Raw genomic sequence first — 16,418 nt, forward strand, 5'->3', positions numbered from 1 at the left:
TGACCCCGAACGACAGCCACGTGTCCGCAGAGCGGGTGCCTCAGGGAGCGTGTGTCGGTGGTGCACTACGCTCGGTGCGTGACCGGGACGGCGGGATGGACAGGGCGAGGGATCCTCTACCGCGCCTACCAACGCCGGATCCGCCGCCAGCTCGAGGGGGCAGCGAAGCCGAAGCACGTCGCCATGATCGTGGACGGCAACCGTCGCTGGGCGAAGCAGCTCGGGCTCGAGTCCGCCGCACACGGCCACCGCGCCGGCGCCGCGAAGATCCCGGAGTTCCTGACGTGGTGTGACGACCTCGGCATCGAGGTCGTGACGCTGTACCTGCTGTCGGCCGACAACCTGACGGGGCGCGGCGGCGAAGAGCTCGAAGAACTCGTGGGGATCATCGCCGACCTCGCCGGGGTCCTGGCCGACAACCGAGACTGGCGCGTGCAGCACGTCGGGTCGAACGAGGGGCTGCCGGAGAACCTGGTGACCGCGCTCGAACAGGCCGAGCAGCGCACCGCCGGCCGCACCGGGTTGCACGTCAACCTGGCCGTCGGCTACGGCGGCCGTCGTGAGATCGCGGACGCCATGCGCAGCATCGTGCAGGCGCACGGCGCGGGTGGCGGCACCATCGACACCCTGGCCGAGGTGCTGACGCCGGAGCTCATCGGCGACCACCTGTACACGCAGGGTCAGCCCGACCCCGACCTGGTGATCCGGACCTCGGGCGAGCAGCGGCTGTCCGACTTCATGCTGTGGCAGAGCGCGCACAGCGAGTTCTACTTCGTCGAGGCGTTCTACCCGGACCTGCGCGAGGTCGACTTCCTCCGGGCGGTCCGCGACTTCGGGCTCCGGTCGCGTCGCTTCGGCGGCTGAGCAGCCACCTCCCGCGCCGGGTTCGTCGGCGGAGCCGCGTCCCAGTAGGCTCTCAGGGTTCAACCCTGTGAAAGGTGCACCACCTGTGAACATCGACGAGTACGCCGCTGGCTTCTCCGAAGACCCCGGTTACCTCGACCACGCTGCGTTCGGCCCCGTGCAGACCGCCGTGCTCGAGGAGCAGCGTGTGCTCGGCACGATCCAGGCACACATGCGCTTCGGCGCCATGGAGACCCTCGACGAGCAGGATGCCCGCGTCCGCACCGTCGCCGCCCGCCTGGTCGGCCGCCGCGAGGACCAGGTCGTCTCGCAGGCCGCGACGACCCCGGGCCTGCTGCACACCGCCTTCGGCCTGACCGGCGGCGTGCTCGTGTCCGCCGACGAGTACCCGTCGCTGCCGCTCGCACTGGCCAGCGCCGCCTCGGCCACCGGTGGACGGGTACAGCCCGTCGTCATCGAGTCGGGTGCCGGCTGGGTGACCCCCGAGCTGATCCGTGAGCGCGTGACCGACGAGGTGACCGCCGTCGCGGTGTCCCTGGTCGACTGGCGGACCGGCTACCTGACCGACCTCGCCGCCATCCGCGACGTCATCGGCGACCGCCTGCTCATCGTCGACGCGATCCAGGGCTTCGGCGTCGTCGACGCCCCGTACGAGGTCGCCGACGTCGTCGCCACCGGCGGGCAGAAGTGGTTGCACGCCGGGTGGGGCACCGGGTTCGTGGCGTTCAGCGACCGTGCGCTGAACCGGATCCGTCCGGCACTGTCCGGCCCGCACGGCACGTCCGGCTGGCCCACCGAGGTCCCGGCGGTGCGTCCGGGGGCGGCGGGCTTCCAGATGTCCCGCATCGACCCGGTCGCGCAGGCCCGGCTCGCGGTGTCGCTCGAGCGCCTCACCGCGGTCGGTGTCGCCGCCGTGCAGGAGCGGGTCACCGACCGCGTCGAGCGCGTGTTCGCCATCGCTGACGAGTTCGGGCTCGAGGTCGAGTCCAGCCGCGACCCGGCCGAGCGCGCCGGCATCGTGGTGCTCCGGCCGATGCAGGGTCGCGTGACGGCCCTGTCCGCCGCGATGCACAACCACGGCGTCACCGCGACCACGCGGCTCGGGGTCGCGCGGGTGTCCGTGTTCCCGTCGACCACCGACGAGACCCTGGACATGTTCCGCGACGCCTGCGTCTCGTACGCCACCATGCAGTAGCAGCGGCGCGCCTGCTGTCCGCCGTCCGGAGCCGTTCCGGGGCCGTTCGCAGTCCGCGAGCGGTCACGACACCCGGCTCACGTCCGCCGAGTGGTCACCACCTGTCGACCGGAGCCGTCGCAGTCGACGGTTCGTGACCAGTCGACGCTGCCCGCGCGACGAGTCGCGACCAACGGACGGCCTGGAGGCGCGGTGCCAGGCCGCCACGAGCCTCCAGTTGGCAGCCGGCGAGCGGTCACGACACCCCGCTCACGTCCGCCGGGTGGTCACCACCTGTCGGCCGGAGGGGCCGCAGTCGACAGTTCCTGACCAGCCGGGGCCACCCGCGCGACGAGTCGCGACCAACCGACGGTCTGGAGGCGCGGTGCCAGGCCGCCACGGGCCTCCGGTCCGGAGCCGGCGAGCGGTCACGACGCCCCGCTCACGTGCGCCGAGTGGTCACCACCCGTCGGCCGGAGCCGTCGCAGCCGACGGTTCGTGACCAGCCGGGGCCACCCGCGCGACGAGTCGCGACCCACGGACGGCCTGGAGGCGCGGTGCCAGGCCGCCACGAGCCTCCGGTCCGGAGCCGGCGAGCGGTCACGACGCCCCGCTCACGTCCGCCGAGTGGTCACCACCTGTCGGCCGGAGTCGTCGCAGTCGACGGTTCGTGACCAGCCGGCGTCACCGCCGCGAGCGGCGTCGCGAGCCACGCTCGCGTTGTTCACGCGACCGTAACTCCGGAAACCGCGTGTCGCTGTCAGCGTGTCGGGGGCCGGACGTACGTTGTCCCCATCGGGCACCGCGCCCGATCGAAGCGGCCACAGTCGGTGCTTCGGGACCCGCTCCGTGGCCGCGTTCGAGGACAGGACCGGGCCCGTCGCGGCCCGGGGATGGAGTGGTCGTGACCTCTCAGAACGTCTCTCGCGGAGCACAGCAGCAGCACACCGCGGACTCGTCCACATCGGTCGCCCAGCGCACGTACGTGCTCGACACATCGGTGCTCCTCAGCGATCCGCGGGCCTTGTTCCGCTTCGCCGAGCACGCCGTGGTCCTGCCCGTGGTGGTCGTCAGCGAACTCGAGTCGAAGCGCAACGACCCGGAGATCGGGTACTTCGCCCGGCAGGCCCTCCGGCTGCTCGACGAACTGCGCATCGAGCACGAGCGGCTCGACTTCCCGATCGCGATCGGCGACGGCGGCTCGTTCCGCGTCGAACTGAACCACTCCAACCAGTCCGTCCTGCCGTCGGGCCTGCAGCTCGGCGACAACGACTCCCGCATCCTCGCCGTCGCGTCGAACCTGAAGAACGACGGGCTCGACGTCGTCGTCGTGTCGAAGGACCTGCCGCTCCGGGTCAAGGCGTCGTCGATCGGCATGGCGGCAGAGGAGTACCGCGCCGAGCTCGCGGTCGACTCGGGCTACACCGGCATCGCCGACCTGCAGGTCTCCGGCGAGCAGATGTCCGACCTGTACGAGAAAGAGGAGATCCGCTCCGCGAAGCTCGACGGCGTCCCGGTGAACACCGGGGTCGTCATCCACTCCGAGCGTGGATCGGCCCTCGGCCGCGTGCACGTCGCCGGAGCCGTCGCCCTGGTGCGCGGCGACCGCGAGGTCTTCGGACTCCGCGGACGCTCGGCCGAGCAGCGGCTCGCCATCGACGCCCTGCTCGACTCGGAGATCGGCATCGTCTCGCTCGGCGGCAGCGCCGGTACCGGCAAGTCGGCGCTCGCCCTGTGCGCCGGACTCGAGGCGGTGCTCGAACGGCAGCAGCACAAGAAGATCATGGTGTTCCGCCCGCTGTACGCCGTGGGCGGGCAGGACCTGGGCTTCCTGCCCGGTGACGCCGGCGAGAAGATGAACCCGTGGGCGCAGGCCGTCTACGACACCCTCGGCTCGGTGGTGTCGGACAACGTCCTCGACGAGGTGATCGAGCGCGGCCTGATCGAGGTGCTGCCCCTGACCCACATCCGCGGCCGCTCCCTGCACGACGCCTTCGTGATCGTCGACGAGGCGCAGTCGCTCGAACGGAACGTGCTGCTCACGATGCTCTCGCGCATCGGCCAGAACTCGCGGGTCGTGCTCACCCACGACGTCGCGCAGCGCGACAACCTGCGGGTCGGCCGGCACGACGGGATCGCGTCGGTCATCGAGCGGCTCAAGGGGCACCCGCTGTTCGCGCACGTCACGTTGACGCGGTCCGAGCGTTCCGCGATCGCCGCGCTGGTCACGGACCTGCTGGACTCGCCCGACCTGGTGTAGCGGCAGGCGCTGACGGGGTTTCGCGCTGAGCGACAGGTCACGCGTGTCCGGGCGCGTGACCCGTCGCTCAGCGCGTGAGCCGGGTCGAGCCGCCATCGGACGGACGGGAGGCCCGGTGCCAGCTGGCACCGGGCCTCCCGTCCGTCCTGGGGGTGCGTCAGGAGCGTCGCACTACTTCGGGTGGGTCATGCTGAGGACGTCGAGCGCCTCGTCGAGCTGCGCCTCGGTGACCTCGCCGCGCTCGACGTGGCCGAGGGCCACGACGGCTTCGCGCACGGTGAGGCCCTCGGCGACGGCGTACTTCGCGACCTTCGCCGCCGCCTCGTAGCCGATGACCCGGTTGAGCGGGGTGACGATCGACGGCGAGGACTCCGCGAAGGCACGGGCACGCTCGAGGTTCGCCTGCAGCCCGTCGATGGTCTTGTCGGCGAGCACGCGCGAGCTGTTCGCCAGCAGCCGGATCGACTCGAGCAGCGCCGTGCCCATCACCGGGATGGCGACGTTGAGCTCGAACGCACCCGAGGCCCCGGCCCAGGCGATGGTGGCGTCGTTGCCGATGACCCGGGCACCGACCATCAGGGTGGCCTCGGGGATCACCGGGTTCACCTTGCCGGGCATGATCGAGGAGCCGGGCTGCAGGTCGGGGATGTGCAGCTCGCCCAGGCCGGTGTTCGGACCCGAGCCCATCCAGCGCAGGTCGTTGTTGATCTTCGTCAGGCTGACGGCGAGCACCTTGAGCGCTCCGGAGGCCTCGACCAGGGCGTCACGCGCACCCTGCGCCTCGAAGTGGTCGACGGCCTCGGTGATCGGCAGGTCGGTGTCGCTCGCGAGCTGGGCGATGACCCGCTGCGGGAATCCCTTGGGGGTGTTGATGCCGGTGCCGACCGCGGTGCCGCCGAGCGGGACCTCGGCGACGCGGGGGAGCGTCGCCTGCACCCGCTCGATGCCCAGGCGGATCTGGCGTGCGTAGCCGCCGAACTCCTGCCCGAGGGTGACGGGCGTGGCATCCATCAGGTGCGTCCGGCCGGACTTCACGGCGTCGGCCCAGAGCGTGGCCTTCGCTTCGAGGGACTCGGCGAGGTGCTCGAGAGCGGGCACGAGGGTGCGGAGGAGCGCCTCGGTCACGGCGACGTGCACGGAGGTGGGGAAGACGTCGTTCGACGACTGCGAGGCGTTGACGTGGTCGTTCGGGTGCACCGCCGAACCCGCGATGTCGGACGCCAGTGTCGCGAGCACCTCGTTCATGTTCATGTTCGACGACGTGCCGCTGCCGGTCTGGTAGACGTCGACCGGGAACTGGTCGTGGTGCTGGCCGCCGATGATCAGGTCGGCCGCACCGGCGATGGCGTCGGCGACGGCGGGCTCGACGATGCCGAGTTCACCGTTCACGATGGCCGCCGCCCGCTTGATCCGCGCGAGCGCCACGATCTGTGCCGACTCGAGCCCGGTGCCCGAGATGGGGAAGTTCTCGACGGCGCGCTGGGTCTGGGCACGGTAGAGCGCCGACTTCGGCACCCGTACCTCGCCCATGGTGTCGTGCTCGATGCGGAACTCGGTCGGGGTGGTGTCGGTCACGTCGTCGTGGTCCTTCCTGGGGTGCTCGCCGGTCGCGGTCGCGCCGGCCCGTGCCTGCGCCCCGGGGTCGCCGGGGCGGTCGTCGTCGGGCTGGGTCTTGTCTGGCTGGGTCTTCGTCGGGTTGGTCAGACCTGGCCGACGACGGTGTCGATGGTGACTTCCCCGGTGGCGAGGTCGTAGGTCGCCCCGACGACGGCCAATCTACCCTCGGCCACGGCATCGGAGACCGCGCCGGAGCGCTCGATCACCTGGCGGAGGGTGGCTTCGAGGTGTGCGGCGCCGACGGCTTCCTGCGGGAGCTCGGCGTCGGTGAGCCGGACCTTCTCGACACTCGGGGCGATCGCGTCCACGAGGGCCTGCAGGTGCGGGGCGGGGACGGGCTCACCGGAGCGGGCTGCCGCGACGGCACCGCACCGGGTGTGCCGGAGCACGACGACCAGCGGTGTGCCCAGGGCGACGACCGCGAACTCGATTGAGCCGAGCACGACGTCGTCGACGATCTGCCCGGCGTTGCGGATGGCGAACAGGTCGCCGATGCCGGCGTCGAAGACGTGCTCGAACGGCACCCGCGAGTCCGAGCAGCCGAGGACGGTCGCGAACGGCGACTGCGATCCTTCGAGCTCGGTGCGGCGATCCGGGTCCACGCGGCCCATCCGGCGCTTGTCGGCGGCGAAGCGGGCGTTGCCGTCGACGAGCAGGCGCAGGGCGTCGGACGGGGTGGAGGCGGCGCGGTCGGGCATGGGGCTCCTCGGTTCGGGTGGGACGGGGTGGTGACTGGCGGGGCGGTGCCCGTCGTCTACTCGGTCAGTTCTCGGGAGACGGCGGTCGCGACGGTCCGGAAGGCCTTGTCGTCGGCGGTGCCGGAGAGCACGATCGTGTTCTTGCCGAACGTCGAGACGAGCGAGTACGCGTGGTTGCCGGCGTCGGTGCCCTCGGCGCGGCGGTCGTAGACGGTCCACTCCGTGTCACCGATCGTGCGGTCACCGGTGGACGGCCGCTGGTCGAGCTGGTTCGACACCCACGAGGCGTTGGCGTCGATGCCCTGCTGCAGGCCGAGGTACTGCTTGTCCGGCGTCACGAAACCGACGGTCCAGACGTCCACGCCGTCGGTGGTCTTGCTCGCGAAGTCCGCGCGGTTGGCGCTGTAGCCGTCCGGAAGCGGCGGCGCCACCAGGGTGACGTCGTCGACGTTCGCCTTCGCCGCGATCTGCTGGTAGTCGACGGTGCGGTCGACCGTGGTGTCCGGACGGACGACGACCGCCACCAGGAACAGCACGATGCCGAGCGAGGCGATGAGCGCGATGACCAGGTTGAACGCGGTCTGGTGCTGCCGGCGGGCGGTCCGGGCAGCGTCCTTGCGGGCCCAGGTCTCCTCTGCCGTCTCGGGGCGACCGAGCTCGGCGACGATCGGGCGGCCGTCGGGGTCGGTCATCGGCCGGAGCCGTCCTGGGCGTCGCTGGCGGCACGGGCCGCGTCGAGCCGTGCACGAGCGCCGACGAGCCACTCTTCGCACCGGGCGGCGAGGGCTTCGCCCCGCTCCCACAGCGCCAGCGAACGCTCGAGGGTCGCGGAGCCCTGTTCGAGTTCGCTCACGACGCGCACGAGTTCGTCACGGGCCGCTTCGTAGCTCAGCGACTGGACGTCGGTCTGCTCGGGTTCCTGCTGGGATGGCACGGGTCGATCCTACCGAGCGTCCACCGACGATCCGTCGCCCGGTCCCAGGCTGTGGAGAACGCCGTGGTGGTCAGGAGCCGTCCGGGCCGGGGCCGTCCGGTTCGAGCGTGCCCGTGGCCGTGCCGGCACCGAGCGTGACGTGCACCGGCGTCGCTCCGGACAGGTCGTCGGTGCCGCGGACGACACCCCCGTCGGCACGCTGCACGATGGCGTACCCGCGGCGCAGGGTGTCACGGGGCGAGAGCGCGCGGAGGCGGGCGGTCAGGTGGCCGACCTCGGAGTGCCCGCGTTCGAGCCGGCGGTCGAGCAGTTCTCGGGCGCGGGACAGGTCGCGCGCGACCTCTTCCGCACGGGTGTCGACGAGCCACGCGGTCGACGCCAGGGCCGGCCGCGACCGCAGCGCGGCGAGCCGGTCGGCCTCGACCGACAGCGTGTGCGAGAGCCGCAGCCCGAGCCGGGCGCGGGCCGCCCGGACGTTGGCGAGTTCCTCGGCGACGTCGGGCACGACGCGCTTGGCGGCGTCCGTCGGGGTCGAGGCGCGCAGGTCGGCGACCTCGTCGAGGATCGGGCGGTCGGCCTCGTGCCCGATCGCCGAGACGATCGGGGTCGACGCCGAGGCCGCGGCACGGACGAGTCCTTCGTCGCTGAAGCCGAGCAGGTTCTGGAAGTCACCGCCGCCGCGGGCGATGATGATGACGTCGACCTCGGGGTCGGCGTCGAGCTCGAGGATCGCCGCCGTGACCTCGCCCACGGTCCGTTCGCCCTGCACGGCCGTGTGCACGGTGCGGAACTCCACCTGGGGCCACCGCAGCTGCGCGTTCCGCTTGACGTCCTTCTCGGCGTCGGAGTCCTTGCCGGTGATCAGACCGATGCGGTGCGGCAGGAACGGCAGACGGCGCTTGCGGGACGGGTCGAACAGCCCTTCCTCGGCGAGGGTGCGACGGAGGCGCTCGAGGCGTTCGAGCAGGTCACCGAGGCCGACGTGCTTCATCTCGACGACCTGCATGGTCAGCGAGCCGCCCTTGACCCAGTAGTTCGGCTTGAGTGCGGCGACGACACGGTCGCCCTGCTTGATGTCCGCCGGCACCCGGGAGCGCACGCTCGACCAGATGGAGAAAGACACGGTGGCGTCGACCTCGACGTCCTTGAGCTTGCCGTACACGTTGCCGCCGGCGACGTTCCACTGCGTGATCTCGCCCTCCACCCACGCGGTGCCGAGCCGGTCGATCCAGTCGCGCAGCTTCGCGCCGAGGAGCGCGACCGGCCACGGGTTGTCGGCCGTCGGCGGGCCCTGTTCGATCGCCATGTCGCTCCTTGTCCTGCTGGGACGTCCATCGTGCCCGAGACCGGTGACAGGGGACGGCCGTCGTGTTCTCCACAGGCGCCCCGCGCGCCCAGGTCGCGTGCGTGCTGCTCACCTATCATCGGGGACGTGACGATCACCAACGGCCACACGGTCCCGCTCGCCCCGCCGCGTGTGCACGCGGCACGGGGCCGACTGCGTGACGAACCGGTCGCCGGCCCCAAGAAGGTGCTGCTCGCGGCACCCCGTGGCTACTGCGCCGGGGTGGACCGCGCGGTCGTCGCGGTCGAGAAGGCCCTGGAGCAGTACGGCGAGCCCGTCTACGTCCGCAAGCAGATCGTCCACAACGTGCACGTGGTGTCGACGCTCGAGCAGCGCGGTGCCGTCTTCGTCGACGACGTGGCCGAGGTCCCCCGGGGTTCACACGTCGTCTTCAGCGCCCACGGTGTGTCGCCGGCCGTCGTCGCGGGTGCCGCCGAGCGCGACCTGCACGCCATCGATGCCACCTGTCCCCTCGTCACCAAGGTCCACCGCGAAGCCACCCGGTTCGCCAAGGCCGAGCGCACCATCATCCTGATCGGGCACGCCGGCCACGAAGAGGTCGAGGGAACGATGGGGCACGCCCCGGACCGCACGATCCTGGTGAACGGCCCCGACGACGTCGCCGCCCTGTCGGTCCCCGACCCGGACAACCTCGTCTGGCTGTCGCAGACCACGCTCAGCGTCGACGAGACGATGGAGACCGTGCGGCTGCTGCGCGAGAAGTTCCCGGCCATCCAGGACCCCCCGTCGGACGACATCTGCTACGCCACCCAGAACCGCCAGGTCGCGATCAAGAAGGTCGCGCCCGGTGCCGACCTGGTGATCGTGGTCGGCTCCGCGAACTCGTCGAACAGCGTCCGTCTGGTCGAGGTCGCGCTCGAGCACGGTGCGCGGGCCGCCCACCGTGTCGACTACGCGGAAGAGATCCAGCAGGAGTGGCTCGACGGTGTCGAGACGGTCGGCGTGACCAGCGGTGCGTCCGTGCCGGAAGAACTCGTGGCCGAGGTGCTCGAGCAGCTCGCCGACGCCGGGTACGCCGCCGTCGAAGAGGTCGTCACCGCGCACGAAGACCTGATGTTCTCGCTCCCCAAGGAGCTCCGCACCGACGCCTCGGGCAACCCGACGCGCGCGCTCGGCGGGCGTCGGGCATGAGCGGCGCGGACGGCTGGTCCTCGGTCCCGCGTCGCGACCCGGCGAACCAGGTCGACGCCGGTTCCGGTGCCGGCCAGGAGGCCCGGGGTGCGTCCCCGACGTCGGCCGCCGGTTCCGTGGACGGCCGGCCCCAGGGCCGTCCCGCACCCGGGTACGGCGAGTACGCGCCAGAGGGGTGGGTCAACCCGGTCCTCGTCGAGCAGGAACGCCAGGAGCGTGAGCGTCAGGCACGGGAACGGCAGGACCAGGCCTCCGCCGCCGGCGCGCGTGACGCTGCTCCGAGCGACGGCGTCCACGGCGACCGCGCCGGCACGGATGTCCGCTCCGGGGCGGTCCCTGCCGGGGCACAGGGGTCGATGGCCCGCAGCCGGTTCGGCCGCACGCCCGCCGACTTCGTGCTCACCGTCGGGCTGCTCGCCTTCGGGCTCGTCTCCGTCGTGCAGTCGCTGTCGGTCGGCAAGGTCGCCTCGACCGTGCGGCGCACCCTCGAGGCCCAGTACACGGCCCTGAACGACCCGAGTGCCCTCAGCACGGCCGCCACCATCGCCGCGATCACCAACGTGTTGGTCTTCGCCCTGGTCGCCTGGTGGTCCATCCGTCGGCTCCGAGCACGGAAGCGGACGTTCTGGGTGCCGCTGGTCGGAGCCGTCGTCGCCACGGCGATCAGCGTGATCGCGTTCGTCGTCGTGGTCATGCAGGACCAGGCCTTCGTCGACTTCATGCTGCGGCAGTCCGGCGGCGCCTGAGCGCCTGACCGCCTGCCGGCCGGGTTGCTCGCGGTGCCGGCCTCCGCGCGCCGGGTGGTCGCAACACACCGCGGGCCCGCCGTCGAGTGGTCAGAACGTGTCGTTCGGGACCGGCGCGAGCGACAGTTCGTGACCTCTCGGGCCTGGGCGCGCGGGGAGTCGTGACCTCTCGGCGGCCCGTCCGTCGGCCAGTCGCGGGGCGGTGCCCTTCCGGCGAGCGTGGCCAGCCTCGCGGGCGCGCGCAGCATCGACTGCCGTGCGGTCGCAACTCACCGCGGGCCCGCCGCTGAGTGGTCAGAACGTGTCGTCCGGCGCCGGCGCGAGCGACAGTTCGTGACCTCTCGGCCCCGCGCGTACGGGGAGTTGTGACCACTCGACCGCCCGCACCCGGCCCGCCGTCGAGTGGTCAGAACGCGTCGTCCGGCACCGGCGCGAGCGACAGTTCGTGACCTCTCGGCCCTGGGCACCCGGGGAGTCGCGACCACCCCGGCCAGCCGTGGCCGCCCGGAGGTCAGCCGGCCAGGAAGGCGGCGACCGCTCCGTGCAGGGCAGCCAGGTCGTCGACGTGCACGAGCTCCCGGATCGAGTGCATCGACAGCAGCCCGACGCCGATGTCGATCGTCGGGATCCCGAGCCGGGTCGCCGCGATCGGGCCGATGGTCGAGCCGCCGGGGATCGTGTTCACGTTCACGAACGGCTGCCACGGCACACCGGCGGTCTCGCACGCCGCCGCCCAGACGGCCTCGCCCTTCGCCTCGGTCATGTAGCGCTGGTTCGCGCTGATCTTCAGCAGCGGTCCGGCTCCGGGGCGCGGACGGTTCGTCGGGTCGTGCTTCTCCGGCTGGTTCGGGTGCACCAGGTGCCCGGCATCGCTCGACAGCAACCACGACGCACGGAACGCCCGTGCGGCCTCGGAGCGGGTGGCGCCGAGGCCCTCCTGCACACGGCCGAGGACGTCCTCGAGGAACGGACCACCGGCACCGGACGGCGTCGACGACCCGATCTCCTCGTGGTCGAACGCCGCGAACACCGGGATGTGGTCGCCGTCGGTCGGAGCGTCCACGATGCCCCGGAGTCCGGCGTGCACGCTCGTCAGGTTGTCCATCCGGCCGGACGCCAGGAACTCCCGCTCGATGCCGATCCGGGCCGGTGCCTGGGTGTCGGCGAGGAACAGGTCCCACGACACGGCGCCCTCGCCGAGCCGGGCGAGCAGCCACTCCACGACAGAGGTCCCACCGGCGTCGCCGTCGACCCCGACGATCGGCAGGGTGTGGCGCTGGCGGTCGATCTCCTTGCCGTCGTTGACCCCACGGTCCAGGTGGATCGCCAGGTTGGGGATCCGGGCGACGGCGTCGGTGCTGACGAGCCGCACGATGCCGTCGGTGTCGACGACCCGGCCGGCGATCCGCAGGTCGCGGTCGAACCAGGTCGACAGGAGCGCGCCGCCGTAGACCTCGACGCCCAGCTGCTCCCAGCCCCCGGTGCGCACGCCGGGGTTCGGCTTCACGCGGAAGCCGGGGGAGTCGGTGTGGGCGCCGAGGATCCGGAACGGCGTCGTCGGGCCGGCACCGTCGGGCAGGCGCCACGCGATGACGGCGCCGTCGCGGACCACCACGTACGCACCGGCCTCGGTCGGCCAGGCGTCGAGCTCGGACAGCTCGGTGAACCCGGCAGCGACGAGACGGTCACGGGTCGCCGCCGCCGCGTGGAACGCGGTGGGCGACTCGGTGACGAACTGGGCGAACTCGGAGGCGATGGCGTCGACGGTCACCCGCCCATCGTGGCACGCGGTGGAGGCGACCCGACGCAGAACGGGGCGCGTCCGTCGGACGCACCCCGTTCCTCCAGGCCGGTGGACCCGACCGGACGGACCTGCTCAGCCCTTGGCGTGACCGGCCGAGCCGAGGACCTTCGCAGCCTCGACGACGCGGGCCGCCATGGCGGTCTCGGCGACCTTGCCCCAGGCGCGGGGGTCGTACTGCTTCTTGTTGCCGACCTCGCCGTCGATCTTCAGGACGCCCTCGTAGTTGCGGAACATCGAGTCCGCGATCGAGCGGGTGAACGCGTACTGCGTGTCCGTGTCGATGTTCATCTTGATGACGCCGTTGCGGACGGCCTCGTGGATCTCGTCGTCGGTCGAACCGGAGCCACCGTGGAACACGAGGTCGAGGGGGTTCTCGCCCGTGCCGTGCTTCGAGGCGACCGACGCCTGGATCTCGCCGAGGAGCTCGGGGCGGAGCTTGACGTTGCCCGGCTTGTAGACGCCGTGCACGTTGCCGAAGGTGAGCGCCGCGATCCAGCGGCCCTTGTCGCCCAGGCCGAGCGCGTCGACGACCTTCTCGACGTCGTTCGGGGTGGTGTAGAGCGCGTCGTTCGTGCCCTCGTGCTGGACGCCGTCCTCTTCGCCGCCGACGACACCGATCTCGACCTCGAGGATCGCGTTGATGTTCCGCGTCTTCTCGATCATGGTCTTCGCGATCTCGATGTTCTCGTCGAGCGGCACGGCCGAACCGTCCCACATGTGCGACTGGAAGATCGGGTTGCGACCCTGCCGGACCTCTTCCTCGCTCGCCGCGATGAGCGGCAGGACGAAGCCGTCGAGGGCGTCCTTCGGGCAGTGGTCGGTGTGCAGCGCGACCGTGATGTCGTAGTTCTTGGCGACCTCGTGGGCGAACTTCGCCATCGCGAGGGCACCAGCTGCGCGGTTCTTGATGGTGTGGCCGGCGAAGTAGTCGGCACCGCCCGTCGTGACCTGGAGGATGCCGTCGGAACCGGCCTCCTGCAGGCCCTGGAGGACCGCGTTGATGGTCTGCGAGGAGGAGACGTTGACCGCGGGGTACGCGAACTTGCCCGCCTTCGCGCGTTCGATCATCTCGGCGTACTGTTCCGGCGTTGCGATGGGCACGTGGATCTCCTTCGACTTCGGTGATGTCCCCGCCGATCGTAGTCAGAAGCTCTGGAGGCGCGGTCCGGGTTACGCGGTCGGCTCGCGTCCGGCGTGCACATGCGTGCACGGGCCCGGTGTCCGGACCGCGGGTCGGCCGCCGGTCGGTAGGCTCGGGTCGTGACTCCCACTACGGAAACCGGCTCCCTGTTCCTCCAGCCCGACCGCAACCTCGCCCTCGAGCTCGTGCGTGCGACGGAGGCCGCCGCGATCCGTGCGCAGCCGTGGGTCGGGCGTGGTGAGAAGAACCTCGCCGACGGCGCCGCGGTCGACGCGATGCGCAAGTTCCTCGGCACGGTGAACTTCGACGGCGTCGTCGTCATCGGTGAGGGCGAGAAGGACAACGCCCCGATGCTCTACAACGGCGAGCACGTCGGCAACGGTCACGGTCCGGCCTGCGACATCGCGGTCGACCCGATCGACGGCACCTCGCTCACCGCCGCCGGCCGCCAGAACGCCATCTCCGTGATGGCCGTCTCGGACCGCGGCTCGATGTACGACCCCTCCGCCGTCTTCTACATGGACAAGATCGCCGCCGGCCCCGAAGGTCGCGGTGTCCTGGACCTCGAGAAGCCGATCGGTGACAACATCCGCGCGCTGGCGAAGGCCAAGGGCAAGGACCTCGAGGACATGGTCGTCGCCGTGCTCGACCGTCCGCGCCACGACGAGCTGATCCGCGCCATCCGCGCGACCGGTGCCGGCACGCGACTGCTGCTCGACGGTGACGTCGCCGGTGGCATCGCCGCGGCCCTGCCCGGCTCGACGATCGACATGTGCGTCGGTGTCGGCGGCACCCCCGAGGGCATCATCACGGCGTGCGCGATCAAGGCGCTCGGCGGCGTGATCCTCGGCAAGCTCCAGCCGAAGGACGACGAGGAGCGCGAGCGCGCCATCGCCGCCGGCCACGACCTGGACAAGGTCCTCGACCAGGACGACCTGGTCACGGGGGACAACACCTTCTTCGTCGCCACCGGCGTCACCGACGGCGTCCTGGTCGACGGTGTGCGTCGTTCGCGCGGCGTCATCCACACCGACTCGCTCGTGCTCCGCTCGCGCTCGAACACGATCCGCCGCATCCAGGCGGACCACCGTGCGGAGAAGTGGTTCTGATCCGCACGCGGTCCTGATCGGCGCGGATCTGCGCTGAACCACTGCAACCCGTCCGAACCACGCGATCCCGTGGTTCGGACGGGTTTCCGTTGTCCGGTCCGGTCCGGTCCGGTGCGGCGCTGCGCCGTGCGTTGCGTTGCGCTGCGCCGTCAGTCCTCGTCGACGGCGCCGACGAGCTCCGGTGCCGTGAGCAGCCGCGGCTCGTCCTCGATCGAGGACGGGTCCGCGATGACCTTCGACTCATCGAGCAGCGACAGCCGACGGGCGCTCGGCAGCACCTGGCGTTCGAGGGACCCGACGAAGCGGTTGTAGTCGACGACCGAGCCCCGGATCGAGCGGCCGAGCTTGTCGACGTGCCCGGCCATCGTGGACAGCCGGCCGTAGAGCTCGCGGGAGACCTTGAAGAGCTCGTGCGCCTCTTGCGACACGACGTCCTGCTGCCACGAGAACGCCACGGTCTTGAGCACGGACCACAGGGTCACGGGTGAGGCGAGGGCGATGCGCTTGCGGAAGGCGTGGTCGAGCAGCCCGGGGTCGGCGGCGAGGGCGCTCGAGATGAGCGACTCGGACGGGATGAAGGCGACGGTGAGCTCGGGTGAGGCGTCGTAGCCGGTCCAGTACTCCCGTGCGGCGAGGGCGTCGACGTGCGCGCGGAGCGCCTTGACGTGCTGGGCGATGAGCTGGTCGCGTCGTGCTGCCTCGGCGCCGGTGGCGGTCGCCGGGATCTCGGCGGCCTGCAGGTAGGCGCTGAACGGCACCTTGGCGTCGACGGCGATGGTCTTGCCGCCGGGCAGGTGCACGACCATGTCCGGCCGGGCGGAGCCGACCGCGGTGGTGACGGAGGACTGCACGTCGAAGTCGACCCGTTCGAGCAGCCCGGCGGCCTCGACCACGTTGCGCAGCTGCGTCTCGCCCCAGACGCCGCGCGTGCTGTTCGACGACAGGGCGCTGGCCAGGGTGTCGGCGGTGGCGCGCAGGCGCTCTTCGGACTCGGCGGCCGACCGGAGCTGCGCCGACAGCGCGCCGTACTGCTCGCTCCGCGATTGTTCGAGCTCGGCGATCTTCGTGCGCATCACGTCGAGCGTCTGCGCCACGGGACTGAGCGCGGAGAGCACCTTCGACTCGTTCTGGTTGCGCGCCGCGTCGACGCCGTGCATGCGCTGCACCAGGTGCTCGAGTTCGGCGGAGCGCCGTTCGAGCGAGTCGACCTGGCGGCGGTACTGCGTGTCCTGGGCGTCGAGGCGTTCCTCGGCGTCGCGCCGCACCGCCTCGAGCTGGCCGCGCAGGGCCTCGGCCGTCGCGCGGGCCGACGCGGCGTCGACGCCTGCGCGCGAGCGGGCGAGCGACCAGGCGACGACCGCACCGACGGCGATGCCGATCACGAGACCGATGACCAGGGCGAGGATCTGCATGTCGCGACCCTGGCAGAACCCACCGACACCGCGCCTCCCGGCACACCGACGCGCCCTGCAGAACCGGCCCGACCGGCGCCACGCGACCCGCGTGACCCACCTCGGAATCCATGTCATGACATTAGGGCAAACAGGGTGTACAGTCGTGATCGTCCGCCGATG

General features: G+C 71.5%; 14 protein-coding genes. 6 read left to right on the top strand and 8 right to left on the bottom strand.

Annotation, left to right across the window (positions count from 1 at the left end; translation table 11 throughout):
* Window positions 1–78 precede the first annotated feature (78 nt).
* From DEJ00_RS07895 to DEJ00_RS07905, 3 genes are all read left to right on the top strand, one after another.
* The gene (locus tag DEJ00_RS07895) at window positions 79–864 is read left to right on the top strand and encodes an isoprenyl transferase (RefSeq protein ID WP_027464506.1); all 786 of its coding nucleotides are present in this window, start codon (window positions 79–81) and stop codon (window positions 862–864) included.
* Window positions 865–949: 85 nt separating this feature from the next.
* Window positions 950–2,059 carry an aminotransferase class V-fold PLP-dependent enzyme gene (locus DEJ00_RS07900; protein ID WP_111056963.1) on the top strand — a complete coding sequence of 370 codons (1,110 nt, stop codon included), beginning with the start codon at window positions 950–952 and terminating at the stop codon, window positions 2,057–2,059.
* Between the two features lie 877 nt (window positions 2,060–2,936).
* Entirely contained in the window at window positions 2,937–4,298 is a 1,362-nt protein-coding gene (locus tag DEJ00_RS07905; RefSeq protein WP_173035851.1) for a PhoH family protein, read from the top strand.
* 171 nt (window positions 4,299–4,469) lie between these two features.
* Here DEJ00_RS07905 and DEJ00_RS07910 read toward each other — a convergent pair whose 3' ends face one another.
* From DEJ00_RS07910 to xseA, 5 genes are all read right to left on the bottom strand, one after another.
* Entirely contained in the window at window positions 4,470–5,873 is a 1,404-nt protein-coding gene (locus DEJ00_RS07910) for an aspartate ammonia-lyase (RefSeq protein ID WP_111056964.1), read from the bottom strand.
* Between the two features lie 125 nt (window positions 5,874–5,998).
* The gene (locus DEJ00_RS07915; protein ID WP_027464510.1) at window positions 5,999–6,613 is read right to left on the bottom strand and encodes a carbonic anhydrase; all 615 of its coding nucleotides are present in this window, start codon (window positions 6,611–6,613) and stop codon (window positions 5,999–6,001) included.
* A gap of 56 nt (window positions 6,614–6,669) precedes the next feature.
* Window positions 6,670–7,305 (bottom strand): DUF4245 domain-containing protein, encoded by a 636-nt coding sequence (locus DEJ00_RS07920; protein ID WP_111029594.1) that lies wholly within the window; start codon window positions 7,303–7,305, stop codon window positions 6,670–6,672.
* Window positions 7,302–7,547, bottom strand: coding sequence for an exodeoxyribonuclease VII small subunit (locus tag DEJ00_RS07925; protein WP_017886728.1), 246 nt, complete (start codon window positions 7,545–7,547; stop codon window positions 7,302–7,304). The genes DEJ00_RS07920 and DEJ00_RS07925 overlap by 4 nt, the downstream gene beginning before the upstream one ends.
* 70 nt (window positions 7,548–7,617) lie before the next feature.
* Window positions 7,618–8,853 carry an exodeoxyribonuclease VII large subunit gene (xseA, locus tag DEJ00_RS07930; protein WP_111056965.1) on the bottom strand — a complete coding sequence of 412 codons (1,236 nt, stop codon included), beginning with the start codon at window positions 8,851–8,853 and terminating at the stop codon, window positions 7,618–7,620.
* Window positions 8,854–8,979: 126 nt separating this feature from the next.
* On the opposite strand from xseA, the gene DEJ00_RS07935 reads away from it, so the two are divergent.
* Together DEJ00_RS07935 and DEJ00_RS07940 are read left to right on the top strand one after the other, a co-directional pair.
* A complete protein-coding gene (locus DEJ00_RS07935; RefSeq protein ID WP_081827167.1) occupies window positions 8,980–10,044 on the top strand; it encodes a 4-hydroxy-3-methylbut-2-enyl diphosphate reductase in 1,065 nt (354 codons plus the stop codon).
* Window positions 10,041–10,790 carry a DUF6264 family protein gene (locus DEJ00_RS07940; protein WP_111056966.1) on the top strand — a complete coding sequence of 250 codons (750 nt, stop codon included), beginning with the start codon at window positions 10,041–10,043 and terminating at the stop codon, window positions 10,788–10,790. Before DEJ00_RS07935 ends, DEJ00_RS07940 begins: the two co-directional genes overlap by 4 nt.
* Window positions 10,791–11,301: 511 nt before the next feature.
* On the opposite strand, the gene DEJ00_RS07945 is transcribed toward DEJ00_RS07940, so the two are convergent.
* Together DEJ00_RS07945 and fbaA are read right to left on the bottom strand one after the other, a co-directional pair.
* Window positions 11,302–12,561, bottom strand: a complete 1,260-nt coding sequence (locus DEJ00_RS07945; protein WP_111056967.1) for a M18 family aminopeptidase — start codon at window positions 12,559–12,561, stop codon at window positions 11,302–11,304.
* A gap of 105 nt (window positions 12,562–12,666) precedes the next feature.
* Window positions 12,667–13,695: a class II fructose-bisphosphate aldolase gene (gene fbaA / locus DEJ00_RS07950; RefSeq protein ID WP_110860683.1), complete on the bottom strand. Its 1,029-nt coding sequence runs from the start codon at window positions 13,693–13,695 to the stop codon at window positions 12,667–12,669.
* Between the two features lie 159 nt (window positions 13,696–13,854).
* Between fbaA and glpX the strand changes: the two genes are divergently transcribed.
* Window positions 13,855–14,844, top strand: a complete 990-nt coding sequence (glpX, locus tag DEJ00_RS07955) for a class II fructose-bisphosphatase (RefSeq protein WP_017886722.1) — start codon at window positions 13,855–13,857, stop codon at window positions 14,842–14,844.
* A 149-nt stretch (window positions 14,845–14,993) separates the two neighbouring features.
* Here glpX and DEJ00_RS07960 read toward each other — a convergent pair whose 3' ends face one another.
* A complete protein-coding gene (locus DEJ00_RS07960; RefSeq protein WP_111056968.1) occupies window positions 14,994–16,256 on the bottom strand; it encodes a DNA recombination protein RmuC in 1,263 nt (420 codons plus the stop codon).
* Window positions 16,257–16,418: the final 162 nt, after the last annotated feature.

This window comes from Curtobacterium sp. MCLR17_039 (assembly GCF_003234745.1).
Taxonomy (GTDB): Bacteria; Actinomycetota; Actinomycetes; order Actinomycetales; family Microbacteriaceae; genus Curtobacterium; species Curtobacterium flaccumfaciens.